This is a genomic window from Streptomyces sp. BBFR2 (assembly GCF_044497305.1).
Lineage (GTDB): Bacteria > Actinomycetota > Actinomycetes > Streptomycetales > Streptomycetaceae > Streptomyces.
The window spans coordinates 1,907,982-1,933,465 of sequence record NZ_CP172415.1; the positions used below are offsets into that span (position 1 = coordinate 1,907,982).

Here is a 25,484-nt window from a genome sequence, read left to right on the forward strand (position 1 = left end):
TGCGTCACCCTTACGTGCATTTCGTTCACGTAAAAGTGACCGGGCAGACTGTTTGCATGCACCCCGCCCTCCCGCGGTCGCCCTGGCGTCCGCGCCGCCCCCGCAGCCTCGCCGGGCAGCTCTTCGCGATGCAGGTCCTGCTGGTCACCGTGGTCGTCGCGGGCTGCGTGGTCTTCGCGTACGTCAGCGCCGGGCAGCAGGCGAAGGAGACCGCGCGGCGGCAGACGACGGCGGTGACGACGGCGGTCGCCGACTCGCCCGCGGTGATCGCCGCCGCCCGCACCGCCGACCCCACGGCGGTGCTCCAGCCGTACACCGAGCGGCTGCGGCGCGACGCGGGCGTGGACTTCGTCGTCATCATGGCGCCGGACGGCACCCGCTGGACGCACCCCGAACCGGACGCGATCGGCCGGAAGTACCTCGGCCACACCGCGCGGGCGCTGCGCGGCGAGACGTTCGCGGAGACGCATCCGGGCGTACTGGGGCCGTCGGTGCGGGTCATCGCGCCGGTCCGCGACCACGCGCACGGCGACCGCGTCACCGCGCTGGTCAGTTCCGGCATCACCATCGCCACCATCAGCGAGCAACTGCGCGATCAGGTGCTGGCGCTGGTCGCGGTCGCCACGGCGGCGCTGGCGCTGGGCGGGCTCGGGACGTACGTCATCAACGCCCGGCTGCGGCGGCACACCCACGGGATGAACGCCGCCGAGCTGAGCCGGATGCACGACTACCACCAGGCGGCGCTGCACGCGGTGCGCGAGGGGCTGCTGATGCTCGACGGGCAGCGGCGCATCTCACTGCTCAACGACGGCGCCCGGGAACTTCTCGGGGTGCGCGGTGGGGTGGTGGGCCGCCCGGTGGCGGAGCTGGGGCTGCCCGCGCCGCTGGCGGCGGCGCTGACCGCGCCGGGTCCGCTCCGTGACGAGCTGCATCTGACGGACGAGCGGGTCCTGGTCGTCAACTCCGCGCCGGTCTCCGGCGGGGAGCGCCGCGGCAGCGTCATCACGCTGCGCGACCACACCGAACTCCAGGCGCTGTCCGGCGAGCTGGACTCGGTACGCGGGTTCGCCGAGGCTCTGCGGTCGCAGGCGCACGAGGCCGCCAACCGGCTGCACACGGTGGTGTCGCTGATCGAACTGGGCCGCGCCGACGAGGCGGTGGAGTTCGCCACCGCGGAGCTGGAGCTGGCGCAGGCGCTGACCGACCAGGTCGTCGGCGCGGTCGCCGAACCGGTCCTCGCCGCCCTGCTGCTGGGCAAGGCGGCGCAGGCCAACGAGCACGGCGCGGAGCTGGTGCTGTCCGCCGACAGCCGGATCGACGACGGGCTGCTGCCGCCGCACCTGCCCGCCCGGGACCTGGTGACGGTGGTGGGCAACCTCATCGACAACGCGCTGGACGCGGCGGCGCCGGACGCCACCTCGGGCGCCGCGCCCCCGCGGACCGATGACCCCGGCGGACCAGCCGCTCCGCCGCGGGTCACCGTCACCGCCCGCTCGGAAGGCGGCGAACTGCTGCTGTGCGTGGCGGACAACGGGCCCGGCGTCCCCGAGGAGAGCGCGGCGGAGATCTTCCGGCGCGGCTGGAGCAGCAAGCGGCCCGTGGCGGGCGCCCCGGGGCGCGGCCGGGGGCTGGGTCTGGCCCTCGTGCGGCAGGCGGTGCGGCGCAACGGCGGCACCCTCACCCTCGACCGGGCGCCGGAGGGCGGCGCGCGGTTCACCGTCCGGCTGCCGCTGCGGGACACGACGGACGGAGGCACCGTATGACCAGCCCCGACATCAAGGTTCTCGTCGTCGAGGACGACCCGGTGGCCGCCGCCGCGCACACCCTGTACGTGGGACGGGTGCCCGGTTTCGCCGTCTCGGGCACGGTGCACTCCGGCGCGGACGCCCGCCGCCACCTCGACCACCACACCGTCGATCTGCTCCTGCTCGACCTGTATCTGCCGGACGGTCACGGGCTCCAGCTCATGCGGACGCTGCGCGGCGCCGGGCACGGCGCGGACGTCATCGCGGTCACCTCGGCGCGCGATCTGACGATGGTGCGCGAGGGGGTGTCGCTGGGCGTGGTGCAGTACCTGCTCAAGCCGTTCACCTTCGCGACGCTGCGCGACCGGCTCCAGCGCTACGCCGCGTTCCGCTCCACCGCGGGCGAGGCCAGCGGGCAGGACGAGGTGGACCGCGCCATCGCCGAGCTGCGCGCCCCGCGCCCGGCGGCGCTGCCCAAGGGGCTGACCTCCGCGACGCTGCGGGCGGTCACCGACGCGCTGCGCGCCGCCGCCGACGGCCTGTCGGCCACCGAGACCGGCGCCGGCGTCGGCATCTCGCGGATCACCGCCCGCCGCTACCTGGAACACCTGGTGGAGACGGGCCGGGCGGCCCGCGCCCCGCAGTACGGCCAGGTGGGCCGCCCGGAGCTGCGTTACCGCTGGTCGGAGCGGTAGCGGGGCGGCATCCGGGGCGGTGCGACCGGCTGCCTCCCCGGATGGGGCACCCGGCGGCCGGCCGTACGCGCCCCCCCCGGCGGCGGCGGACGGACCCCGGCCGACCGGCCCTCCGGCCCCGTGCCCGTCACGCCCCGGCCGGGAACTCCACGCCGCCCCGGGCCCGTTGTGCGGGTACGTCCCGCACACCGCGGCGCACCCGGCGAGCGCGCCCCGCCAACCGCCGTGCGGCGGAAACGCGGTGACCCCGCCACAGAGCGGGACTGGGCCCGTGGTCCTCACTCCCTGGGCGGACGGCCGTCCCCCCTGAGAGGGACCGGCGGGCCCGGCGTGGGACTTCCGGCCGGTACCGCTTTCACTCCCAGCGGGCGACGCCCCGGGGCGGTACCGCGGCCGAGGATGGGAACACATCGACCGTCCCGTTCCCAGGAGTTCCCGTGTCCTACGCGGCCGCCGCCCCCACCCCCACTCTCGCGACACCCGGTGTCGCCGCCCGCGCGGCATCCCTCAGCAAGGTCTACGGCGCGGGCGAGACGCAGGTGGTGGCGCTGGACGCGGTCTCCGTCGACTTCGCCGCCGGCCAGTTCACCGCGATCATGGGCCCGTCCGGCTCCGGCAAGTCGACGCTGATGCACTGCATGGCCGGGCTCGACACGCTCTCGTCCGGCTCGGTGCGTATCGGGGACGTGGAGCTGGGATCGCTCAACGAGAAGAAGCTCACCCGGCTGCGCCGCGACAAGATCGGCTTCATCTTCCAGGCGTTCAACCTGCTGCCGACGCTGACCGCCGCCGAGAACATCACGCTCCCGATGGACATCGCGGGCCGCAAGCCCGACCCGCAGTGGATGAACGCGGTCATCGAGACGGTCGGCCTGTCCGGACGCCTCTCCCACCGCCCCAGCCAGCTCTCCGGCGGCCAGCAGCAGCGCGTCGCGGTCGCCCGCGCCCTGGTCGCCCGGCCGGAGATCATCTTCGCGGACGAGCCGACCGGCAACCTCGACTCCCGCTCCGGCGCCGAGGTCCTGGGCTTCCTCCGGGAGTCGGTACGCGCCATGGGCCAGACCGTCGTGATGGTCACCCACGACCCGGTCGCCGCGGGCTACGCCGACCGCGTCGTCTTCCTCGCCGACGGCCGCATCGTCGAGGAGCTGTACGAGCCCACCTCGGACGCCGTCCTGGACCGTATGCGGCGCTTCGACGGCCGCGGCCGTACGCAGTGACACCGGTCCCGCGCCGCACCGCACCGCCACCCCATCCGAGCACCCGGCCCCAGGACTGACACACCATGTTCCGAACAGCCGTGCGCAACCTCTTCGCGCACAAGACCCGTCTGATGATGACCGTGCTCGCGGTCCTCCTCGGCGTCGCCTTCGTCTCCGGCACCCTCGTCTTCAGCGACACCGTCGGCAACGCCCTCAAGAACGCCTCCGCCAAGAACCTCGACGGCGTGGCGGTCTCCGTCCAGGGCATGCCGGTGGAGGTCACCGACACCCCGGACGGCCGCCACACCACCCGCCTCACCGACAAGTCCGCGGAGCAGGTCCGCGCCCTGCCCGGGGTGAGCGCCGTACGGACCGACATCGCCGGCACGGCGGTCATCGCCGGCAAGGACGGCGAGCCGGTCGGCGACGCGTGGCAGAACCGCGCCGTCAACTACCAGCCGGGCGAGGACGGCAAGGACAGCCGCTACCCGCTGGCCGCCGGCCGCGGCCCGTCCGGCGCGGGCGAGCTGGCGCTGGCCGAGGACACCGCGCGGCGCGCCGGCTACCGGATCGGCGACTCCGTGCGGTTCGCCACCAACGGCCCGGTGCTGACGAAGAAGCTGGTCGGCCTCATCTCCACCGACGACCCGCAGGTGACCGCCGGCGGTTCGCTGACCCTCCTGGACACCGCGACCGCACAGCGGCTCTACCTCCACCCCGGCCAGTACGACGAGCTGGTGGTGGCGGCGGCTCCCGGCACCGACCAGCAGGCGCTGACCGACCGGATCAAGAAGCTGATGCCGTCCGAGGAGGACTTCACCGTCACCAGCGGCGAGCAGCTCGCCGCGGAGCAGAGCGACCGGCTCGCCGAGCAGAACAGGGCGCTGACCACGACGCTGCTGACCTTCGCCGGGATCGCGCTGTTCGTCGGCGTCTTCATCATCGCCAACACCTTCACCATGCTGATCTCCCAGCGCACCCGCGAGATCGCGCTGCTGCGCGCGGTCGGCGCCTCGCGCCGCCAGGTGGTGCGCTCGGTCCTCATCGAGGCGACGGTCCTGGGCCTGATCGCGTCCGTCATCGGGCTGGCGCTCGGCGTCGGCATCGCCCTGGGCATCCGCGCGGTACTCAACGCCAACGACGCCGGGCTCCCGGACGGTCCGCTCGTCATCGGTCCCGTCGCGGTCCTCGCCTCACTGGCCACCGGCGTCGTGGTGACGGTCCTGGCCGCGTGGCTGCCGTCCCGCAAGGCGGCGAAGATCGCGCCGGTGGAGGCGCTGAGCACCGTCGACACCCAGCCGGCCCCGCGCAGCCTGGTGCTGCGCAACATCGTGGGCGCCGTCATCACCGGCATCGGTGTGGCCCTCATGATCTGGGTCTCGACGCTGACGTCCAGCGACGACCTGCCGATCGCGATGGGGGGCTCCGCGCTGACCATGGTCGGCGTGATCATCCTGGCGCCGCTGCTGTCGCGGCCGCTGGTCGCCCTGTGCGGGCTGGCCACCACCCGGCTGTTCGGCACGGTCGGCAAGCTCGCCAAGGAGAACGCGCTCCGCAACCCGCGCCGCACCGCCGCGACCGGCTCGGCGCTGATGATCGGCCTCACCCTGATCACCGGCATGACCGTCACCGGGTACTCCGCGCAGGCCGCCATCGACCAGCTCACCGAGACGCAGATGACCGCCGACTACCAGGTCTCCACGTCCACGTCGTCCGGTATGGACCCGAAGCTGTCGGCGAAGGCGGCCCAGGTGCCCGGCGTCGAGGCGATCGCCCCGCAGCGCGGTACCGGCGTCGTCGCCGGCAGCCGGGCCTTCTACCTCAACGGCACCGACCTGGCCGCGATCGGCAAGGTCACCCGGCTCACCTTCGTCCAGGGCTCGCTGGACGCGGTACGCCCCGGCGACATCGCGGTGTCCGAGTCCGTCGCGAAGGAAGGCGGCTGGCACACCGGCTCCGTGGTGAGCGGCCGGTTCTTCGACGAGAAGTCGGAACGGCTGAAGATCGCCGCGGTCTACCGGAACAACGACGTCGCCGGTGACGCGATCTCCGACATGGCCGCGGTCGCCGCGCACATGCCGCGGGCGCAGGACGACAAGGTGCTGGTCAAGACCGCCGGCGGCCCGTCCGATGAGATGGCGGCACAACTGCGGCACGCCTTCGGCGACAGCCCTCTGATGAAGGTGCAAAGCCGCGAGGAGCTGCGCAAGGAGGCGTCCGGCCCGATCGGCATGCTGGTGAACATCGTCTACGGCCTGCTGGGCATGGCCATCGTCATCGCGGTGGTCGGCGTGATCAACACCCTGGCGATGTCGGTGTTCGAGCGGACCCGGGAGATCGGGATGCTGCGCGCCATCGGCCTGGCGCGGACCGGGATCAAGCAGATGGTCCGGCTGGAGTCGGTCGTCATCTCGCTCTTCGGCGCGGTGCTCGGCATCGGCGTGGGCCTCTTCCTCTCCTGGGCCGGCGGCTCCCTGCTCAGCTCGGAGTGGGAGCCCTACACCACGCTGCTGCCGTGGGGCCGTCTGGCGCTGTTCGCGGGGATCGCGCTGGCGGTGGGCCTCCTGGCCGCGCTCTGGCCGGCCCGCCGCGCGGCGAAGCTGAACATGCTTCAGGCCATCGGCTCCCAGTGACGCCCGCACGACGACGGCGGCGGCGCGCCTTCCCCGGCCGGGGAGGCGCGCCGCCGCCGTTTCCTCCCACGGGCGCGGGCCCGCGGACCCGCCCGCCGTATCCGCACGGAGCCGCCGGTCAGAAGACCGACTCGGCCTCCCGCATCCGGTCGGCGGGGACCCGCTTCAGCTCGGTGACGGCGTCGGCGAGCGGCACCATCGTCACGTCCGTGCCGCGCAGCGCCGTCATCTTCCCGTACTCCCCGCGGTGCGCCGCCTCGACGGCGTGCCAGCCGAAGCGGGTGGCGAGGACCCGGTCGTACGCGGTGGGGGTGCCGCCGCGCTGGACGTGGCCGAGAATGACCGGCCGCGCCTCCTTGCCGAGGCGCTTCTCCAGCTCGACGGCGAGGGCGTTGCCGATGCCGGAGAACCGCTCGTGGCCGTACTGGTCGATGGCGCCCTTCTTGTAGTCCATCGTGCCGGGCGCGGGGTGGGCGCCCTCGGCGACGCAGATCACGGCGAACTTCTTACCGCGCGAGAACCGCTCCTCGACCATCCGGACCAGGTCGTTCACATCGAACTCGCGCTCCGGCAGGCAGATGCCGTGGGCGCCGCCGGCCATCCCGGACTCCAGGGCGATCCACCCGGCGTGCCGTCCCATGACCTCGACGACCATCACCCGCTGGTGCGATTCGGCGGTGGTCTTGAGCCGGTCGATGGCCTCGGTGGCGACGCCCACGGCGGTGTCGAAGCCGAAGGTGCGGTCGGTGGAGGAGATGTCGTTGTCGATCGTCTTGGGGACGCCGACGACCGGCAGCCCGGCGTCCGACAGCATCCGGGCGGCGGTCAGGGTGCCCTCGCCGCCGATCGGGATGAGGACGTCGATGCCGTGCTCGCGGGAGAAGTCCTTGGCGTTCTCGCACGCCTCGCGCAGCCGGGCGCGCTCCAGGCGGGCGGAGCCGAGGATGGTGCCGCCGCGGGCCAGGATGCCGCTGACGGCGTCCAGGTCGAGCTTGCGGTAGCGCCCGTCGAGCAGTCCCTTGAAGCCGTCCTCGAAGCCGATGACCTCATCGCCGTGGCCGGTCAGGGCGCGGTGCACGACGGACCTGATCACAGCGTTCAGGCCGGGGCAGTCGCCGCCTGCGGTGAGGACTCCGATACGCATCGTGCTCTGTCTCCTGTGCTCGCTGTCGGTCACGCGGCCGATTCCGATTCTTTCACGGGGCCTCGGGGCCCGCCCTCACCCGCCCGGCGCCCCGCCCTTCTCCGGGCCCGTCCCCTCGGGGAAACTGGGACGCGCGGCTTATCCAGAGCCGCGGGTATTGTCAAGAGGGCGAGCCCGCCATAACGGCTGTTTCCGACCCTACTCCGGCAGTCCCGCTGATCTGCCCCTGACGACATCGGATGGACGGAGAGCACGCGTGACACGCAGCGTGTATGTGACCGGTACCGACCGCGGCGACGGCCGTCAGGTCGTCGAGCTGGGCGTGATGGAGCTGCTGACCCGTCACGTCGACCGGGTGGGCGTCTTCCGCCCGCTGGTCCACGACGGACCGGACCGCCTCTTCGACCTGCTGCGGGCCCGCTACCGCCTCACCCAGCCCGCCGCCTCCGTCTTCGGCCTCGGCTACGACGAGGCCGCCGACCTCCAGGCCGAACACGGCACCGACGAGCTGGTCTCCCAGCTCGTCGAGCGCTTCCACGCGGTGGCCGGGGAGTACGAGTACGTCCTGGTCCTCGGCTCGGACTACGCCGCCACCAAACTGCCGGACGAGCTGAGCCTCAACGCCCGGCTGGCCAACGAGTTCGGCGCCGCGGTGATACCGGTCGTCGGCGGCCAGAACCAGGAGGCCGAATCGGTCCGCGCGGAGGCCCGCAACGCCTACCGCGCCTACCACTCGCTCGGCTGCGACGTCGTCGCCCTCGTCGTCAACCGCGTCGCCCCCGAGCAGCAGAAGGCCGTCGCGGAGCGGCTGTCGGCCCGGCTGCCGGTGCCCTGCTACGCCCTGCCGGAGGACGGCGCGCTCTCCGCACCGACCGTCGGGCAGCTCGTGCACAGCCTCGGCGCCGAGGTGCTGCTCGGCGACGACTCCGGGCTCGCCCGCGACGCCCGCGACTTCGTCTTCGGCGGCGCGATGCTGCCGACGTTCCTCAAGGCGCTGACGCCGGGCTGCCTGGTGGTGACACCCGGGGACCGCGCCGACCTCGTCATCGGCTCGCTCGCCGCGCACAGCGCGGGCGCCCCGCCGATCGCCGGGGTGCTGCTGACCCTGGACGAGCGGCCCGGCCCGGACATCATGGCCCTGGCGAACCGGCTGGCGCCCGGCACCCCGGTCATCTCGGTGCCCGGCGGCTCCTTCCCCACCGCCGCCGAACTGTTCGCCGTCGAGGGCAAGCTGAACGCCGCGGCGCCGCGCAAGGCGGAGACGGCGCTGGGCCTGTTCGAGCGGCATGTGGACACCGCCGAGCTGACGAACCGTATCTCCGTGGACCGCTCCGGCCGGGTCACGCCGATGATGTTCGAACACGAGCTGATCGAACGGTCCCGCTCCGGGCGGCGCCGGGTGGTGCTGCCCGAGGGCACCGAGGAGCGGGTGCTGCGCGCCGCCGACGTCCTGCTGCGCCGCGACGTCTGCGCGCTGACGCTGCTCGGCGAGGAGGAGGCCATCCGCAAGCGCGCCGCCGACCTCGCCATCGACCTGGCGGACGCGCAGATCATCGACCCGCAGGCGTCCCCGCTGCGCGAACGCTTCGCCGAGCGGTACGCGGAACTGCGCGCCCACAAGGGCGTCGGCTACGAGCTGGCGTACGACGTGGTCGCCGACGTCTCGTACTTCGGCACGCTGATGGTGCAGGAGGGCCTGGCCGACGGCATGGTCTCCGGCGCGGTCCACTCCACGGCGGCGACCATCCGCCCGGCGTTCGAGATCATCAAGACCACAGGGGCCGCGCGTCGCGCGTCGGACGGGGCGGTGGCGGGTGACGGGAGGGCAAAGCCGGACGCGCAGATCGTCTCGTCGGTCTTCTTCATGTGTCTGGCCGACCGGGTGCTGGTCTACGGCGACTGCGCGGTCAACCCGGATCCGGACGCCGAGCAGCTCGCCGACATCGCGATCCAGTCGGCGGCGACCGCCGCGCAGTTCGGGGTGGAGCCGCGGATCGCGATGCTGTCGTACTCCACCGGTACCTCCGGCTCCGGCGCCGACGTCGACAAGGTGCGCCGCGCCACCGAACTGGTCCGCAAGCTCCGCCCCGACCTGCTGGTGGAGGGCCCGATCCAGTACGACGCGGCGGTCGACGCGTCCGTGGCGCGCACCAAACTGCCCGAGTCGGAGGTCGCGGGCCGGGCGACGGTGCTGATCTTCCCGGACCTCAACACCGGCAACAACACGTACAAGGCGGTGCAGCGCTCGGCGGGCGCCATCGCCGTCGGACCGGTCCTCCAGGGGCTGCGCAAGCCGGTCAACGACCTCTCGCGCGGCGCGCTGGTGCAGGACATCGTCAACACCGTGGCGATCACCGCGATCCAGGCCCAGGGCGCCCCGCCCGGTGCCGGCGCCGTCTGAACCGGCCCGTCCGCCCCGTCCCGCAACCCACCGGAAAGCGCTCCATGACTGCCAACCCCACCCGCGTCCTCGTCCTCAACTCCGGCTCCTCGTCGGTGAAGTACCAGCTTCTCGACATGGCGGACAGCGCCCGGCTGGCCGTCGGGCTCGTCGAACGGATCGGTGAGGAGACCTCGCGGCTGACGCACACCCCGCTGGCCGCCGGCGGCGAACGGCGGGTGACCGACGGCCCGATCGCCGACCACGACGCGGCGCTGAAGGCGGTCGCCGCGGAGCTTGCCGCCGACGGGCTGGGCCTGGACTCCCCGCAACTGGCCGCCATCGGCCACCGCGTGGTGCACGGCGGGCTGAAGTTCACCGCACCGACCGTCATCGACGAGGTGGTCCTGGCCGAGATCGAGCGGCTGGTGCCGGTCGCACCGCTGCACAACCCGGCGAACATCACCGGCATCCGCACCGCCCAGGCGCTCCGCCCGGACCTGCCGCAGGTCGCCGTCTTCGACACCGCGTTCCACACCACGATGCCGGAGCACGCGGCCCGCTACGCCATCGACGTGGCCACCGCCGACGCCCACCGCATCCGCCGCTACGGCTTCCACGGCACCTCGCACGCCTACGTCTCCCGGCGCACCGCCCACCTGCTGGGCAAGGACCCGTCCGAGGTCAACGTCATCGTGCTGCACCTGGGCAACGGCGCCTCCGCGTCGGCGGTGGCGGGCGGCCGGTGCGTGGACACCTCGATGGGGCTGACGCCGCTGGAGGGCCTGGTGATGGGCACCCGCTCCGGCGACATCGACCCGGCGGTGACGTTCCACCTCAAGCGGGTCGCCGGGATGTCCGCCGACGAGATCGACGACCTGCTCAACAAGCGGAGCGGACTGGTCGGGCTCTGCGGCGACAACGACATGCGGGAGATCCGCCGCCGTATCGACGAGGGCGACGAGGCGGCGGCCCTCGCCTTCGACATCTACATCCACCGGCTGAAGAAGTACCTCGGCGCCTACACCGCGGTGCTCGGCCGGGTCGACGCGGTGGCGTTCACCGCGGGCGTCGGCGAGAACGCCGCCCCGGTGCGCGCCGCCGCGATGGCCGGTCTGGAGGGCCTGGGCATGGCCGTGGACGCCGACCGCAACGCCGTACGGTCCGACGAGCCGCGGCTGATCTCCCCCGAGGGCGCCTCCGTCGCGGTCGCCGTCGTCCCGACGGATGAGGAGCTGGAGATCGCCCGCCAGACATACGCCCTGGTCACCGCCTAGCTCCGCGCCCGCCCCCGAGGGAATATTCCGCTCCGAAACAAAACCGATAGGATTCAGCCCATGCGCCGTTCGAAAATCGTCTGCACCCTGGGCCCCGCCGTCGACTCCTACGACCAGCTGAAGACGCTGATCGAGGCAGGGATGAACGTGGCCCGCTTCAACATGAGCCACGGAACCCACACGGAGCACGAGGAGCGGTACCACCGCGTCCGCAAGGCTTCCGAGGAGACCGGCCGCGCGGTGGGCGTGCTCGCCGACCTCCAGGGCCCGAAGATCCGCCTGGAGACCTTCGCCGACGGACCGGTGGAGCTGGTGCGCGGCGACGAGTTCGTCATCACCACCGAGGACGTCCCCGGCGACAAGACCATCTGCGGCACGACGTACAAGGGCCTGCCCGGCGACGTCTCCAAGGGCGACCCGGTCCTCATCAACGACGGCAACGTCGCGCTCCAGGTCGTCGACGTCGACGGCCCGCGGGTGCGCACCATCGTCATCGAGGGCGGTGTGATCTCCGACCACAAGGGCATCAACCTGCCCGGCGCGGCGGTCAACGTCCCCGCCCTGTCCGAGAAGGACATCGAGGACCTGAAGTTCGCCCTGAACATGGGCTGCGACATGGTCGCGCTCTCCTTCGTCCGCGACGCCAAGGACGTCCAGGACGTCCACCGCGTGATGGACGAGGTCGGGCGCCGCGTCCCGGTCATCGCCAAGGTCGAGAAGCCGCAGGCGGTCGCCAACATGGCGGAGGTCGTCATGGCCTTCGACGCGGTGATGGTGGCCCGCGGTGACCTCGCGGTGGAGTACCCGCTGGAGAAGGTCCCGATGGTGCAGAAGCGCCTGGTGGAGCTGTGCCGGCGGAACGCCAAGCCGGTGATCGTGGCGACCCAGATGATGGAGTCGATGATCACCAACTCGCGGCCGACCCGCGCCGAGGCGTCCGACGTCGCCAACGCGATCCTGGACGGCGCGGACGCGGTCATGCTCTCCGCGGAGTCGTCGGTCGGCGCGTACCCGATCGAGACCGTCAAGACGATGTCGAAGATCGTCGAGGCGGCCGAGGAGGAGCTGCTGTCGAAGGGGCTCCAGCCGCTGGTCCCGGGCAAGAAGCCGCGGACGCAGGGCGGTGCGGTGGCCCGCGCGGCGTGCGAGATGGCGGACTTCCTGAGCGGTAAGGCGCTGGTGGCGTTCACCAAGTCCGGTGACACCGCCCGCCGGCTGTCCCGCTACCGCGCGGCCCAGCCGATCCTGGCCTTCACCACCGACGCCGCCACCCGCAACCAGCTCGCGCTGAGCTGGGGCGTGGAGACGTTCGTGGTGCGGCACGTCGACAACACCGACGCGATGGTGGACCTCGTCGACGCGGAGCTGCTCAAGCTCCAGCGGTACAACGAGGGCGACACCATGATCATCACGGCCGGTTCGCCCCCCGGCGTTCCCGGCACCACCAACATGGTCCGCGTCCACCGGCTGGGCGGCGAGAGCTGATCCCACGCCGCTGACGCGGAAACGGCGGTGGCCGCCCCCACACCGGGGGCGGCCACCGCCGTTCGCCGTTCCGTCAGTTCTTCTCGATGGTCTCGTGCAGACCGGGGACGTGCAGCGTGCCGCCGAACTGCCCCGCCTGGGCGAGCTTCACCTTGGTGAAGTACGCGAACGGGACGTTGATGGGCGGCGGGTGCTCCGGGTCGAAGACGATCGGGATCAGCCCGAAGAGGTTGCCCTGGAGCCGCTCGGTGTAGAGCGTGACCTGCCCGTCGCGGATGGTCGACGTGGAGCCCGGCGTGGACCGGACGTGGTACTTCAGGCCGTTCGGCCCGTCCACGATCTGGTGCAGATCACCGATGTCGATCCCGCCGGCGGTGAACTTCAGCGCCTGCTTGGTCCGCCCGTTCGGCGTCCGGAGGTTGACCACACCCTTGTAGTCCAGCTCCTTCAGCGTCAGCGAGGTGGCTTCCAGGTGCCAGGGGTCGTTCGGGACGGTGGACGGCGGCTGCTCGTCCGTACCGTCCGACTTCTTCTCGACGACGCACGGGAACGGCTTCTTCCCGTCCGCGTCCGGAGCGCCGGCACCGGCCGTGGGCGTGGGCGTCGCGTCGTCGTCCTGCTTCCCGGTGGCCTCGTCCGCCGCGTCCTTCACCGGCTTCGTGACCTTGTCCACCGTGTCCCGTACGGGATCGGTGACCTTCTTCCCGGGCTTCCCGGGATCCTTCGACGATCCGGCGTCCGGGGTCGTGGACGGGGACGGCGACGCGGCGTCCTCGCCGCTTCCCGCTCCGCCGTCCTTCGCGCCGGTGTCCTTCGCGCCGCCGGGGGTGAGGGCGTCCTCGATCTTCTTGCCCCAGCCCAGCGGGTCGTACCAGGGGTTGCCGTCGTCATCCGTGGACGGGGACGGCGACGGGGTGGTGGACGGGGACGCTCCGGAGCCGCCGTTGCCGGACGGGGAGCCGGACGGTGACGGCGACGCGCCGGGCGACGGGCTGCCCGCTCCCGGCGTCTTCCCCGCCTTCCCGTCCTCGCCGGCCTTCCGGCCGTCCTGCTTCTCCTCGGCGGCCTTCTCCTTCGCGGCCTTGTCCTTGGCGGCTTTCTCCTTGGCGGCCTTCTCCTCGGCCTGCGCCTCCCGCTCCTGCTTGTCCGGGGCGGTGACGCACGGACCGTCCTTGAAGGGGCTCTCGGGCGCCGGCTTGGCCACCGCCAACTGGGGCGTGAACCCCATGCCCATGAGCACGGCGGACGGCATCGCGGCGATGGCTATCGCCTTGCCCGCGGGCACGTGGAACCGTGTCAGCAGCGGCTTCTTCGGCGCCGCGTGCCTCGGTCCGGATCTCGCCCCGGCGGCTGCGTTCTCGTGCAGCTCGTCACCCGGCACGGTGCCTCCCGTTCGTTCCGTTGGTCGGGCTCGTTCCTGACAGGTCGTCCAGTCCGTCGCCCGGTCCCGGAGCCGCACCGGCCGTGACCGGCTGCCCTCCGGCCCGCGTGCCCTCCGGCCCGCTGCCCTCCGCCGCCCGGCCCGGCGCCCAGGAGACGCCGAGCGCCCCGCCGAACAGTCCCAGCAGGAAGCCGATCAGGAAGGCACCGAAGTTCGAGACGACCAGGGAGACGAGGGACAGCAAGATGGCCGCCACTCCCGCGAAGACCCGCGAGGCCGGCTGGAACCAGAGCGTCAGACCGAGGACGACCAACAGCACGCCGATGATCAGCGATCCGGCACCGGCGGTGGTCGCCATCCGCACGGTCAGCGAGCCGATCGTGAGGTTCGCGTAGGGGAAGTACATGATCGGCAGACCGGCCAGCAGCGTCAGGAGACCGGCCCAGAACGGACGTTGCCCGCGCCATTGCCGGAACGCGAGACGCTTGTGTCCGAGGTTCTCGTTCAGTCGTGGTCGCGTATCGGCGCTCATGCCATACCTTCGCTTCGCTCGGCCCCGCGTCCCCGCGGCGCGCACCGTTCCCTGTTCCGCTCGCGAAGCGCGTGTATGCCGTACCCTCGCTCCGCTCCGCCCCGCACCCGCGGCGCGCACCTGCCCATGTTTCGCTCGCGAGGTTCGCTCATGCCGTACAGCTCCTCGGGACTGGCACATCGGTGGTTCTGGGCTGGACTGGATGACTGCTGACGCCATCGGCGGACAGGCGCGGGGTCACCACGGCGGGGCCGTGGCCCCGCCCCCCGCGCCCGTACGCTCAGTGCGTCAGTAGCACTCGCTCTTGCCCTTGGTGACCTTCATCTGCAGGCCACTCAGCTTGAACGTGCCGGCCGTGGTCGCCCACGCCGTCTGCTTGACGCCGGTCAGCGTGGCCGTGTCGGCTTCCTGGGCGAACGAACCGGGATCGGCCTTGTCGCCCTTCTTCATGCCGGGGCCCTTGGACGACGACCCGGCGGCAACACCGATGTTGATGTTCTTGAAGGTCGCGTCGGCCTGAAGCTGATCGAGGTCGATGTAGAGGTTCTTCGCCACGACCGGCGTACTGCCGCCACCGGCCATGAGCTTCATCGACACATCGCCGAAGACCGGCACCGGCACGACGACCGACTGGCACAGGTTCTTGATCTTGGCGTCGGAGAACGCCGAGACCGCGACCGGTACCTGCTTGCCGTCCTTCTGGGCGTCGACCGCTCCGTACTGGACGAATCCGGTGCCGTCCAGCCGGTCGGTACTGACCTTGAACTGCTGGCCGGACACGCTGAACGATGCCGCGAGGGCGCCCTGCGAAAGGGCGACGCCTATCGCGGCGGTCGCCGCGACGCTGGGCACCATGACGACGGCGAACCGCTTCCATCTGGTCCCGCCACGAGCCAGGGACTCCATGACTTTCCTCCTTCTCGGACGTACATCTCCGGCACCGGCGGACCCGTAGGGGCTCCGTGGTACCCGGGATGGGAGAAGTGCTACGTCCTCGGGAAGGAGAGCGCCGTGTCCGGAAGGCGCGAGCCGTTCCGGATACCGGCGATCACCCCCGAGCGACAACCACTGGCCACGCTCTCGCGCAACCTGCTGGACAGGCCCTGCCGTTGACGGCGGGGACCCCCCTGTCCAAGGCCGGCAGCAGGGGCCGCCGACCACTCGGTGGGGACCCATCTGCCCGTGGTGCCGGCCGGCTGCCGGACTGAAGGAGATGGACCGAGCGTGGCCGATCGTGGTGCATTCCACGCCGCCGCACAAGGGGTTCGTTACTTGCGGGTAACGGGCAGATCACCGGGCCGCGACCGACCGATATCGCACAGGCACACAGCGTTGCGACGCCAGTCCTGGAAATACGAGGCATTCCCGGCTACATGCCGACACGTCACCCTGTTGGACTTACTACGAGTAACAGCGGCCACGATTACCAAGATTTGGTAAAGCGTGGCCGCTGATCGTTTTACCCGGCCGGTGTACGTACCGGCCGCCGGACGGGTCCCGAGACCGTCAGAAAAGGACGCGGGCGAGCGCGGTGCGCGCCGAGACGACCCGCGGGTCGTCCCCGCCGATCACCTCGAACAGCTCCAGCAGACGCACCCGCGCGGCCTCCCGGTCGTCACCGGCGGACCGCTTGACCGTGTCGACGAGACGGCCGAAGGCGTCCTCGACATGACCGCCGACCAGATCGAGGTCGGCGGCGCGGATCTGCGCCTGCACATCGGCCGGGTTCTCCGCGGCGGCCTTGCGGACGTCGGCGGGGACGAGGTCCTGCACCCGCTGCAGCAGTTCGGCCTGGGCCAGCCCGAGCTTCGCCTCGGGGTTGGCGGGGTCGTCGGAGAGGACGTTCCTGTACGCCCGCACGGCGCCGCCCAGATCACCGGCGTCCAGCGCGGCACCGGCGGCCGCGAGCGCCGCGTCGTACGGACCGGCCGGGGCCTCGGCGGGCACCGGGGCTTCCCCGCCCTGCGGGGCGACGGGGGCGCCGACGATGCCGAACTGCTGCTCGGCGGCCTGGATCAGTTGGTCGAGCACCTGGCGGATCTGCGCCTCGGGGGCCGCGCCCTGGAACAGCGGGACGGGCTGCCCGGCGATGACGGCGAAGACCGCGGGGATGCCCTGCACCCCGAACTGCTGGAAGAGCATCTGGTTGGCGTCGACGTCGACCTTGGCGAGCACGAACTTCCCGGCGTACTCACCGGCCAGCCGCTCCAGCAGCGGACCGAGCTGCTTGCACGGCTCGCACCATTCGGCCCAGAAGTCGAGAACGACCGGCACTTCGGTGGAGCGCTGGAGGACGTCCTGCTGGAACCCGGCCTCATCGACGTTGAACACCAAGGGGGTACCGGCGGCGGGCGTCCCGCCCGTACGCGCCGCTTCGGCGCGCGCCTGCTCGGCCTTCTGCTTCGCCTCCCCGGCGGCCTTCACCGCTGCGAGGTCGACGACTCCGCTCATGGACATGTTGCGTGGCTGCATGGGTCCATCCTCCCCCCTGAACGGCCCGTTCCGGAAAGCGATACGGAAAATCCGGCCCGAGGGCCGCACCGGATCCTCTTCCCGGGTGCTCGGGCCGTCCGTACACTCCGCCGGTGTGCGGTGCACGGCCGGGCCTGGCGCCCGATGCGGGCCTCTCGCGAGGCCCTTCGTGTGGCCGCGGGTCCCCACCCGGGCCGGTGTGATCATCGCTCTTACGCTACGACCCGTAGCGTAACTGGTGGCGGTCCCGCGGCGGCACCCCTCACCGGAAAGCCGCCCCCGTGATCTGCCTCACGAGCCGCACCGAAAAAGGCCCTACTGGCCGGTATGGTCGCCCGCATGCCGCACTCCTGCCCCCGGAAACGCCGCACGGGCCGCCCGCGCAGCGCCGAGACCGACCGCGCGATCCTCGACGCCGCGCGGGCGGCCCTGGTCGATCTGGGCTGGGGCCGGTTCACCATGGGCGACGTCGCCACCCGCGCCGGAGTCGCCAAGACCACGCTCTACCGCCGCTGGGCCAACAAGAACGAACTGGCCGTGGACGCCGTCGCGGTCCAGTTCGACGAATTGGAACTCCCCGACCGCGGCAGCCTCCAGGCCGACATCGAGGGCGTCGTCCTCCAGTTCGGCAGGCTGCTGGAGCGGCCCGAGACGAAGACGGCGCTGATGGCGGTGGTCGCCGAGTCCACCGCCGACGCGGCGCTGCGCGAACGCATCAGGACCACCATCGTCGACCGGCAGATCCGGCTGGTGATCCTGGGCCGCGAGCGCGCCCAGCAACGCGGCGAACTCCCCCCGGACCCGCCCGACCCCGAAGGCGCCCACGCCGCCGCCGAGACCGTGGGCCTGATCTTCGACGTCATCGCCGGCGCGATCGTCCACCGCACCCTGGTCTCCGCCGAACCGGTCGACCCCGCCTGGGCCCGACGCCTCGCCACCATCCTGCTGACGGGACTGGCGGGGGTGGGGGGAGAGGGGCGGGCGGGGAGCCCCGTAGGGCTGAACCCGTAGGGCGTATCCCGTAGGGCCGATCCCGTAGGGCCGATCCCGTAGGGGTTCGATGCCCCCCTTGGGGGCCCAACTACCCGACTGGCCAGCGGATTCAACGCTTCCACCCGGCGTCGGACGACACCGCCCTCCCGCCCCGGCCGGACACCGTCCCCGCCCCGCCCCGAACGGCTGCCCCCGGCCCCGGAAGGCCGGAAGAAAGCCCCGCCCGGTCCTCCGAATCGGAGGACCGGGCGGGGCTCTCGCCGTATGTCCGCCTGGCTCAGGCGCGGAACCCGTCCGCCTTGACGCCCGCGACGAAGGACGCGAACGCGGTGGCGGGAACGCTCAGGGACGGGCCGTACGGGTCCTTCGAGTCACGGACGGGGACGACGCCGTGCGAGGAGACCAGGTCGGCGGCCACCTCCACGCATTCACCACCGTTGCCGCTGTAGGAGGACTTGAACCAGGTCAGAGGGGAGGAGTCGATTGTCACGGGGAGCCCTTTCGCAACTGCTCGATCATGGCCACGGATTCGGCTTGGGACAGCGATTCCGCCTGCAACTGATGGTAGGCCGACAGCGCGGACAGTACGAACGTCGCTTCGCGGTCCAACTGCCCCTGCGCCTGGGACTCCGCGTACGCGATCATGGAGCGGTCCGACATCGTCAGCAGGTTGATCGGCAGATTGAAGGGCCGCAGCTCTCCTATGGCGTACGGAGCGATCTGCAGCATCGTGTTCGGCAGCGCCGCGAACTCCACGAGCGCCTGGAACTGCTCCGCCATCACCGCGGCGCCACCGATCGGACGACGCAGGCAGCTCTCGTCCATCACCACGAGCATCGTGGGCGGCCTGGGACGCACCAGCGCCGCCTGCCGATCCATCAGAACCGTGACGCGCTCATCAGCCTGTTCGGGCGTGAGCGTGCCCCGCTTCACGTTGCCCTCTTCCAAGGCACGGGCGTACGCGGGCGTCTGGAGCAGCCCCGGAATGACCCCGATCTGGAACATTCGGAGTTCGACCGCCCGGGACTCGTACCCCACGTACTCCGGATACCCCTCCAGCAAGCTGCCGTTCCGGATCGTCCCCCATCTGCGCTCGAACGAATCCGCCGTTCCCGTGAAACCGAATACCTTGTCAAGACTGCGCGACATGCGCAGCGTCGGCGGCTTGCGGCCGGTTTCCACGGCCGAGATGTGCGTGCTCGAATAGCCGACCCGCTCGGCGAGCTCTTCCTGCAACCACCCCCGCGCTTCACGAGCGCGGCGTACGCGCGCCCCGAAGGCCGCCCGCGGACCCGCGTCGGGGTTCAACTCCTTGATATTGACCAACGCGCCCTCCCATACGGAACGTTGAAGACGTTCCCCAGCCTAGGCCAACCGCATGAGCTGCGTAGCGGAACGGCTACGGAGAGGAGTTGCCTGGGCGTGGAAGGGGCGGAGAGGCGCGGCCGTCCGGCCGCGCCTCCGCTCAGAACCCGGCGGGCTCGGTGTAGACCCCCCACTCGTCCCGCAACGCGTCGCAGATCTCGCCGAGGGTGGCCTCGGCGCGGACCGCTTCCAGCATCGGTTCGATCATGTTGGTACCGGTGCGGGCGGCGGTGAGCATCGCATCGAGGGCGGCGGTGACGCGGGCGTCGTCGCGGGCGGCCTTGCGGTCGGCGAGGGTACGGACCTGTTCGCGTTCGACCTCGTGGCTGACGCGGAGGATCTCCAGGTCGCCGGTGACCGAGCCGTGGTGGCAGTTGACGCCGACGACCTTCTTGTCGCCCTTCTCCAGGGACTGCTGGTAGCGGAAGGCGGATTCGGCGATCTCGCCGGTGAACCAGCCGTCCTCGATACCGCGCAGGATGCCGGAGGTGATCGGACCGATGGGGTGCTGCCCGTCCGGGACGGCCCGGGCGCCGCGCTCCTTGATCTGCTCGAAGATCTTCTCGGCGTCCGCCTCGATCCGGTCGGTGAGCTGCTCGATGAACCACGAACCGCCCAGCGGGTCAGCGACGTTGGCGACGCCGGTCTCCTCCATCAGCACCTGCTGGGTACGGAGCGCGATCTCGGCGGCCTGCTCGCTGGGGAGCGCCAGGGTCTCGTCGAGGGCGTTGGTGTGCAGGGAGTTGGTACCGCCGAGGACGGCCGCGAGCGCCTCGACGGCGGTGCGGACGACGTTGTTGTACGGCTGCTGGGCGGTCAGCGAGACACCGGCGGTCTGCGTGTGGAACCGCAGCCACTGGGCCTTCTCGCTGGTCGCGCCGTAGACGTCGCGCATCCAGCGGGCCCAGATGCGGCGCGCGGCGCGGAACTTGGCGATCTCCTCGAAGAAGTCGAGATGCGCGTCGAAGAAGAAGGACAGGCCGGGGGCGAAGGTGTTGACGTCCAGGCCGCGGCTGAGGCCCAGCTCGACGTAGCCGAAGCCGTCGGCGAGGGTGTACGCCAGCTCCTGCGCGGCCGTCGCGCCGGCCTCGCGGATGTGGTAGCCGGAGACGGAGAGCGGCTTGTACGCGGGGATCTTCGCCGCACAGTGCTCCATGAGGTCGCCGATCAGCCGCAGGTGCGGCTCGGGTGGGAAGAGCCACTCCTTCTGGGCGATGTACTCCTTGAAGATGTCGGTCTGGAGGGTGCCGTTGAGGACGCCGGGGTCGACGCCCTGGCGTTCGGCGGCGACGAGGTACATGCAGAAGACGGGGACGGCGGGGCCGCTGATCGTCATGGAGGTGGTGACGTCGCCGAGCGGGATGTCCTTGAAGAGGATCTCCATGTCGGCGGCGGAGTCGATGGCGACGCCGCAGTGGCCGACCTCGCCGAGCGCGCGCGGTTCGTCGGAGTCGCGGCCCATCAGCGTCGGCATGTCGAAGGCGACGGAGAGGCCGCCGCCGCCCGCCTCCAGGATCATCTTGTACCGCTCGTTGGTCTGCTCGGCGTTGCCGAAGCCGGCGAACTGGCGGATGGTCCAGGTGCGGCCCCGGTAGCCGGTGGGGTGCAGTCCCCGGGTGAAGGGGTACTCGCCGGGCCAGCCGATCCGCTCGAAGCCGTCGACGGTGTCGCCGGGGCGCGGGCCGTAGACGGGCTCCACGGGGTCGCCCGAGAGCGTGGTGAAGTCCGCGTCGCGCTTGCGCGCGGAGTCGTACCGGGCCTGCCAGCGGCGGCGGCCCTCTTCGATCGCGTCGGCGTCCATACCCGCGAATTTACTAGGACGTCCAACTACTTGTCGATGGCAAGCGCCCCTGATGTCCCCCTGATCACTCCCCCTACGGGTGCCACACCGCCCCGGACAGCACGAACGCGCCCGTCCCCGGGCGGGGAGGGCGCGTGGCGGCGGTGGTGCGGCGGTCAGACCTTGACCGGCTGCGGTGTTCCGTCCTGGAGCTGCGGCCGGATCTCGGCGACGACCTGGCGCTCGACGAAGAACGCGGCGGTCGGGATGGTGCCGGCGATCAGCACCCACACCAGCTTGCCGAACTTCCACTTCGCCTTGGAGCCCAGGTCGAAGGCGAAGACGAGATAGATGATGAACAGCACGCCGTGGATCTGGGAGACGACCAGGGTGAGGTCCTTGCCCACACCGAAGCCGTACTTGGCCACCATGCAGGCGCACAGGACGAGGAGCATGACGGCGGTGGCGTAGGCCATCACCCGGTACCGGGTCAGGACGCTGGGCTTCATGCCCCCGAGCGTAACCGGACCTCCCGGGGCGATCTTCGCCGCCCCCGCGGCACGGCGGCGACCGGTGGGACGCGCGGCGGAAGGGGGCCGTCCCGCCGCCGGGGCCCGGCGCGCGGCCCGGCGGCCCGGTGGCGGGCGGCTCCGTCAGTCCTCGGCGAAGTCGCCCGCGGCGACGCGCAGCGGGCGGAGCATCGCGAAGATCTCGGCGCACTCCTCGGCGTCGTACGCGCCCAGTCCGAAGTCCATCGCCATCAGGTCGCGGGTGGCGGCGTCGCACACCTCGCGGCCCTTGGCGGTGATGGTGGCGAGGGTGCCGCGGCCGTCGTTGGGGTTGGGCCGCTTGGCGACCAGACCGGACCTGACCAGCCGGTCGACGGTGTTGGTGACCGAGGTCGGGTGGACCATCAGCCGCTCGCCGATCTTCGACATCGGCAGCTCACCGGCCTTGGAGAAGGTGAGCAGCACGAGTGCCTCGTACCGCGCGAAGGTCAGACCGTACGGCTTGACCACCGCGTCCACCTCGGCCAGCAGGATCTGCTGGGCCCGCATGATCGAGGTGATCGCGGCCATCGACGGCACGGCGCCCCAGCGCTGCTGCCAGAGTTCATCGGCGCGCGCGATGGGATCAAAAGCAAGACTGAGCGGCTTCGGCACGCCGCCGACCCTACCGGGCGGTCATATACCGGTCCGACGCGTCTCGGGATGCGGGCGGGCGACCGGCGGCCGGGCACGCGGACGGCCCGCCCGGCGCCGCCGCGTCCTGATTACGGGAGGGCGGTGGCCGGGCGGGCCGTGGGGCGGGCGCCGCGGCGGGGCGGGCCCGGGGCGGTGGCCGCGCGGGGTCAGGCGGGGGCGTCGCCGTCCGCCGGGGCGCCGGCGGCGAGGTGGCGCTCGACGGTGGCGACCTTCGAGGTCAGGCCGTCGGTGACGCCGGGGCGGATGTCGGCCTTGAGGACCAGGGAGACCCGGCCCGCGCGGGCCTCGACGGCGGCGACGGCGCGCTTGACGACGTCCATCACCTCGTCCCACTCACCCTCGATCGAGGTGAACATGGCGTCGGTGCGGTTGGGCAGGCCGGACTCGCGGACGACGCGGACGGCGTCGGCGACGTACTCGCCGACGTCCTCGCCCACGCCCAGCGGGCTGACCGAGAAGGCGACGATCATGCGTTGACCGTCCCCTCGCGGCGGGCGCGGGCGGCGATGACGGAGCTCTCCGCCTCGCGCTTGAGCTTGCGCTCGGCGAAGAAGCCGCCGGTGGGCAGCACCGAGAGGATGAAGTAGAGGGCGGCGGTCTTCAGGTCCCACTTGGTGCGGTTCCAGGCGTCCAGCCAGAAGAGGACGTAGAGGACGAACAGCACGCCGTGGACCATGCCCATGACCATGACGCCGTCGAAGCTGGTGGTGCGCTTGAGGACCGAGCAGCACAGCAGCAGGAGGAAGGAGATCGCCTCGGGGGCGGAGATCAGGCGGAGCCGGTGGAGTGCGGCGGCGGTCTTGATGTCCACGGGAACCTCGTTCGGGTGGCAGGTGGCGGCAGGCGGAGGGGCACAGCGCTTGTGCAAGAGTTCACAAGGCTGCCGTCCATTGTTACAGCCGCGCCGCGACCGGCCGCGCCGGGGGCCGGACGACGGTCCCGTAGGGGATCGGCGGCGTCCGGTGTCCGGGACGGATGGGGGTGATCCCCCATCGGATCAAGGGTCGGCGGGCCTCCCGCGGCGGGTGACGCTGCGGCTACCGTCTGGGACGTGGCTCAGTTTCGGCTCCACGGGAGCAAGGTGCTCGCCGTCGACATGAACGGCGACGCCGTCAAGGCGAAGAACGGCGCGATGGTCGCGTACGAGGGACAGATGTCTTTCAAGAAGAAGACCGGAGGGGGTGAGGGGCTGCGCGGGATGGTCACCCGGCGGCTGACCGGGGAGCAGATGGCCGTCATGGAGGTGAAGGGGCAGGGCACCTGCTATTTCGCCGACCGCGCGAGCGAGATCAACCTCGTGCGGCTGCACGGCGAGAAGCTGTACGTCGAGGCGAGCAACCTGCTGTGCACGGACGCCGCGCTGCGCACCGGTACCACCTTCACCGGGCTGCGCGGCGCCTCGCAGGGCAACGGTCTGTTCACCACCACCGTGGAGGGCACCGGGCAGGCGGCGCTGCTCTCCGACGGTCAGGCCGTGGTGCTGCGGGTGACCCGGGAGTATCCGCTCCAGGTCGACCCGGGCGCGTACATCGCGCACACCGGCGGTCTCAAGCAGCACTTCCAGTCCGGGGTGAATTTCCGCACGTTCCTGGGCGAGGGATCCGGCGAGGCGTTCCAGATCCGTTTCGAGGGCGAGGGTCTGGTGTACGTCCAGCCCAGCGAGCGCAACACCGTCGGCGGTGAGGTCTGATGCCGTTCACGGTGCTCAACTCCCGCATGGTTCAGGCGCGGGTCACCCCGGGGGCGCGGCTGTTCAGCCAGCGCGGCGCCATGCTCGCCTACCGCGGCGAGGTCTCCTTCACGCCGAACATCCAGGGCGGTCAGGGCGGTATCGGCTCGATGATCGGCCGCCGGCTGGCGGGCGAGGCCACGCCGCTGATGACGGTGGAGGGCGACGGCACGGTGATGTTCGGCCACGGCGGCCACCACGTCCAGGTCATAGACCTCACCGGCGAGACGCTGTACGTCGAGGCCGACCGGCTGCTGGCGTTCGACGGTTCGCTGCGGCAGGGCACGATGTTCATGGGCTCGCAGGGCGGGGTGATGGGCATGGTCCGCGGCCAGGTCACCGGCCAGGGGCTGTTCACCACCACGCTGCAGGGGCACGGTTCGGCGGCGGTGATGGCCCACGGCGGCGTCATCGAGCTGCCGATCACCCCGCAGCGGCCGGTCCACGTCGACCCGCAGGCGTACGTCGCCCACCGCGGTGAGGTGCGCAACAAGCTCTCCGCCGCGCTCGGCTGGCGGGAGATGGTGGGCCGCGGCTCGGGCGAGGCGTTCCAGCTGGAGCTGTCGGGCCAGGGCACCGTCTACGTACAGGCGTCGGAGGAGAAGCTGTGAGTACACCCGTCGTCCACGACGTCCACACGCTGCCGCGGAACGACAACGTCAATCCCTACGCGTTCTCGGTGGAGCTGCAGGGGCAGTGGTTCCTGCAGAAGGGGAAGATGATCGCGTACTACGGCGCGATCGATTTCCACGGCATCGGGCACGGTCCGCTGGAGCGGCTGGTCGCGACGAGTTTCCACTCCCCGCTGCACACGGCGGACTGGGTGGTGGCCGAGGGCCGGGGCAAGATGGTCCTCGCCGACCGGGCGTTCGATGTGAACTCCTACGACCTCGACGACGGCAACCTCACCATTCGCTCCGGCAATCTGCTCGCCTTTCAGCCATCTCTGTCGCTGAAGCAGTCGATCGTTCCGGGGTTCCTGACGCTGCTGGGCACCGGCACGTTCGTGGCCGCCTCCAACGGTCCGGTGGTCTTCGTCGAGCCGCCGCTCCGGGTGGACCCGCAGGCCCTCGTCGGCTGGGCGGACTGCCCCTCGCCGTGTCACCACTACGACCACCAGTACCTGCGCGGATTTCTCGGCGGCGTCCGGGCGCACACGGGGCTGGGCGGGGTGTCGGGCGAGGAGCACCAATTCGAGTTCGTGGGCGCCGGTACGGTCCTGCTGCAGTCGACGGAGCAGTTGATGGCGGAGCGACCCACGGGCGAGGTGACGCCGGAGCCGGGCGTTCCCGGGGGCGGCGGGGGAGGTGGCTCACAAGTGCCGCAGCTACCGGGTGCGCTCGGCGGCCTCCAGCAACGTTTCGGGTTGTGAACGGTAGGCTGCGCAGGGTGAGCGGCTCGAACGTCTGACCAGCCGCGTCCGGCCACGGGGGGGGGCCGGGCCGGCGGTCCCTGCGCGCTCCGCT

General features: G+C 71.5%; 23 protein-coding genes. 11 read left to right on the plus strand and 12 right to left on the minus strand.

Going from position 1 to position 25,484, the window contains the following annotated elements; all coding sequences use genetic code 11:
* Nucleotides 1-128 precede the first annotated feature (128 nt).
* The 4 genes from ACGH2B_RS06865 to ACGH2B_RS06880 all read left to right on the plus strand — a co-directional run bounded on the left by ACGH2B_RS06865 (nt 129) and on the right by ACGH2B_RS06880 (nt 6,275).
* Nucleotides 129-1,763, plus strand: a complete 1,635-nt coding sequence (locus tag ACGH2B_RS06865; protein WP_399096767.1) for an ATP-binding protein — start codon at nt 129-131, stop codon at nt 1,761-1,763.
* On the plus strand, nt 1,760-2,440 hold the full coding sequence (locus tag ACGH2B_RS06870) for a response regulator (RefSeq protein ID WP_399085642.1): 681 nt from the start codon (nt 1,760-1,762) through the stop codon (nt 2,438-2,440). Before ACGH2B_RS06865 ends, ACGH2B_RS06870 begins: the two co-directional genes overlap by 4 nt.
* A 437-nt stretch (nt 2,441-2,877) precedes the next feature.
* On the plus strand, nt 2,878-3,660 hold the full coding sequence (locus ACGH2B_RS06875; RefSeq protein ID WP_399085645.1) for an ABC transporter ATP-binding protein: 783 nt from the start codon (nt 2,878-2,880) through the stop codon (nt 3,658-3,660).
* 65 nt (nt 3,661-3,725) lie between these two features.
* Nucleotides 3,726-6,275: an ABC transporter permease gene (locus ACGH2B_RS06880; protein ID WP_399085648.1), complete on the plus strand. Its 2,550-nt coding sequence runs from the start codon at nt 3,726-3,728 to the stop codon at nt 6,273-6,275.
* Between the two features lie 118 nt (nt 6,276-6,393).
* On the opposite strand, the gene ACGH2B_RS06885 is transcribed toward ACGH2B_RS06880, so the two are convergent.
* On the minus strand, nt 6,394-7,419 hold the full coding sequence (locus ACGH2B_RS06885; protein ID WP_399085650.1) for an ATP-dependent 6-phosphofructokinase: 1,026 nt from the start codon (nt 7,417-7,419) through the stop codon (nt 6,394-6,396).
* Between the two features lie 256 nt (nt 7,420-7,675).
* On the opposite strand from ACGH2B_RS06885, the gene pta reads away from it, so the two are divergent.
* The 3 genes from pta to pyk are packed head-to-tail and all read left to right on the plus strand — an operon-like array spanning nt 7,676 to nt 12,561.
* Nucleotides 7,676-9,820 carry a phosphate acetyltransferase gene (gene pta, locus ACGH2B_RS06890; RefSeq protein ID WP_399085653.1) on the plus strand — a complete coding sequence of 715 codons (2,145 nt, stop codon included), beginning with the start codon at nt 7,676-7,678 and terminating at the stop codon, nt 9,818-9,820.
* Between the two features lie 44 nt (nt 9,821-9,864).
* Entirely contained in the window at nt 9,865-11,076 is a 1,212-nt protein-coding gene (locus tag ACGH2B_RS06895) for an acetate kinase (protein WP_399085656.1), read from the plus strand.
* Between the two features lie 60 nt (nt 11,077-11,136).
* Complete coding sequence (pyk, locus tag ACGH2B_RS06900) at nt 11,137-12,561, plus strand: pyruvate kinase (RefSeq protein WP_399085659.1); 1,425 nt, start codon at nt 11,137-11,139, stop codon at nt 12,559-12,561.
* 73 nt (nt 12,562-12,634) lie between these two features.
* Here pyk and ACGH2B_RS06905 read toward each other — a convergent pair whose 3' ends face one another.
* The 4 genes from ACGH2B_RS06905 to ACGH2B_RS06920 form a co-directional block, all read right to left on the minus strand.
* Complete coding sequence (locus ACGH2B_RS06905) at nt 12,635-13,942, minus strand: hypothetical protein (protein WP_399085662.1); 1,308 nt, start codon at nt 13,940-13,942, stop codon at nt 12,635-12,637.
* Nucleotides 13,932-14,474: a DUF6114 domain-containing protein gene (locus ACGH2B_RS06910; protein ID WP_399085665.1), complete on the minus strand. Its 543-nt coding sequence runs from the start codon at nt 14,472-14,474 to the stop codon at nt 13,932-13,934. The genes ACGH2B_RS06905 and ACGH2B_RS06910 overlap by 11 nt, the downstream gene beginning before the upstream one ends.
* Before the next feature lie 288 nt (nt 14,475-14,762).
* On the minus strand, nt 14,763-15,380 hold the full coding sequence (locus ACGH2B_RS06915) for a DUF6230 family protein (RefSeq protein ID WP_399085668.1): 618 nt from the start codon (nt 15,378-15,380) through the stop codon (nt 14,763-14,765).
* A gap of 600 nt (nt 15,381-15,980) precedes the next feature.
* A complete protein-coding gene (locus ACGH2B_RS06920) occupies nt 15,981-16,946 on the minus strand; it encodes a tetratricopeptide repeat protein (RefSeq protein WP_399085671.1) in 966 nt (321 codons plus the stop codon).
* Between the two features lie 339 nt (nt 16,947-17,285).
* On the opposite strand from ACGH2B_RS06920, the gene ACGH2B_RS06925 reads away from it, so the two are divergent.
* Nucleotides 17,286-17,957: a TetR/AcrR family transcriptional regulator gene (locus ACGH2B_RS06925; protein WP_399085674.1), complete on the plus strand. Its 672-nt coding sequence runs from the start codon at nt 17,286-17,288 to the stop codon at nt 17,955-17,957.
* A gap of 259 nt (nt 17,958-18,216) precedes the next feature.
* Here the strand turns inward: ACGH2B_RS06925 and ACGH2B_RS06930 are convergent, their stop codons facing one another.
* From ACGH2B_RS06930 to ACGH2B_RS06960, 7 genes are all read right to left on the minus strand, one after another.
* Nucleotides 18,217-18,429: a DUF397 domain-containing protein gene (locus tag ACGH2B_RS06930; protein WP_399085677.1), complete on the minus strand. Its 213-nt coding sequence runs from the start codon at nt 18,427-18,429 to the stop codon at nt 18,217-18,219.
* Complete coding sequence (locus tag ACGH2B_RS06935) at nt 18,426-19,265, minus strand: helix-turn-helix domain-containing protein (RefSeq protein ID WP_399085680.1); 840 nt, start codon at nt 19,263-19,265, stop codon at nt 18,426-18,428. The genes ACGH2B_RS06930 and ACGH2B_RS06935 overlap by 4 nt, the downstream gene beginning before the upstream one ends.
* Nucleotides 19,266-19,404: 139 nt before the next feature.
* A complete protein-coding gene (locus ACGH2B_RS06940) occupies nt 19,405-21,105 on the minus strand; it encodes a methylmalonyl-CoA mutase (protein WP_399085683.1) in 1,701 nt (566 codons plus the stop codon).
* Nucleotides 21,106-21,260: 155 nt separating this feature from the next.
* Nucleotides 21,261-21,593 (minus strand): DUF3817 domain-containing protein, encoded by a 333-nt coding sequence (locus ACGH2B_RS06945; RefSeq protein ID WP_399085686.1) that lies wholly within the window; start codon nt 21,591-21,593, stop codon nt 21,261-21,263.
* A 144-nt stretch (nt 21,594-21,737) separates the two neighbouring features.
* Nucleotides 21,738-22,247 carry a MarR family winged helix-turn-helix transcriptional regulator gene (locus ACGH2B_RS06950; RefSeq protein ID WP_399085689.1) on the minus strand — a complete coding sequence of 170 codons (510 nt, stop codon included), beginning with the start codon at nt 22,245-22,247 and terminating at the stop codon, nt 21,738-21,740.
* Nucleotides 22,248-22,435: 188 nt separating this feature from the next.
* The gene (locus ACGH2B_RS06955) at nt 22,436-22,759 is read right to left on the minus strand and encodes an MTH1187 family thiamine-binding protein (RefSeq protein ID WP_399085692.1); all 324 of its coding nucleotides are present in this window, start codon (nt 22,757-22,759) and stop codon (nt 22,436-22,438) included.
* Nucleotides 22,756-23,100, minus strand: coding sequence for a DUF3817 domain-containing protein (locus ACGH2B_RS06960; protein ID WP_399085695.1), 345 nt, complete (start codon nt 23,098-23,100; stop codon nt 22,756-22,758). The genes ACGH2B_RS06955 and ACGH2B_RS06960 overlap by 4 nt, the downstream gene beginning before the upstream one ends.
* Nucleotides 23,101-23,340: 240 nt before the next feature.
* Here ACGH2B_RS06960 and ACGH2B_RS06965 point away from each other — a divergent pair, with 240 nt between their 5' ends.
* The 3 genes from ACGH2B_RS06965 to ACGH2B_RS06975 are packed head-to-tail and all read left to right on the plus strand — an operon-like array spanning nt 23,341 to nt 25,390.
* On the plus strand, nt 23,341-23,979 hold the full coding sequence (locus ACGH2B_RS06965; protein WP_399085698.1) for an AIM24 family protein: 639 nt from the start codon (nt 23,341-23,343) through the stop codon (nt 23,977-23,979).
* Entirely contained in the window at nt 23,979-24,629 is a 651-nt protein-coding gene (locus ACGH2B_RS06970; RefSeq protein WP_399085701.1) for an AIM24 family protein, read from the plus strand. The genes ACGH2B_RS06965 and ACGH2B_RS06970 overlap by 1 nt, the downstream gene beginning before the upstream one ends.
* Nucleotides 24,626-25,390 (plus strand): AIM24 family protein, encoded by a 765-nt coding sequence (locus tag ACGH2B_RS06975; protein ID WP_399085703.1) that lies wholly within the window; start codon nt 24,626-24,628, stop codon nt 25,388-25,390. The genes ACGH2B_RS06970 and ACGH2B_RS06975 overlap by 4 nt, the downstream gene beginning before the upstream one ends.
* The last annotated feature ends 94 nt before the right edge of the window (nt 25,391-25,484 follow it).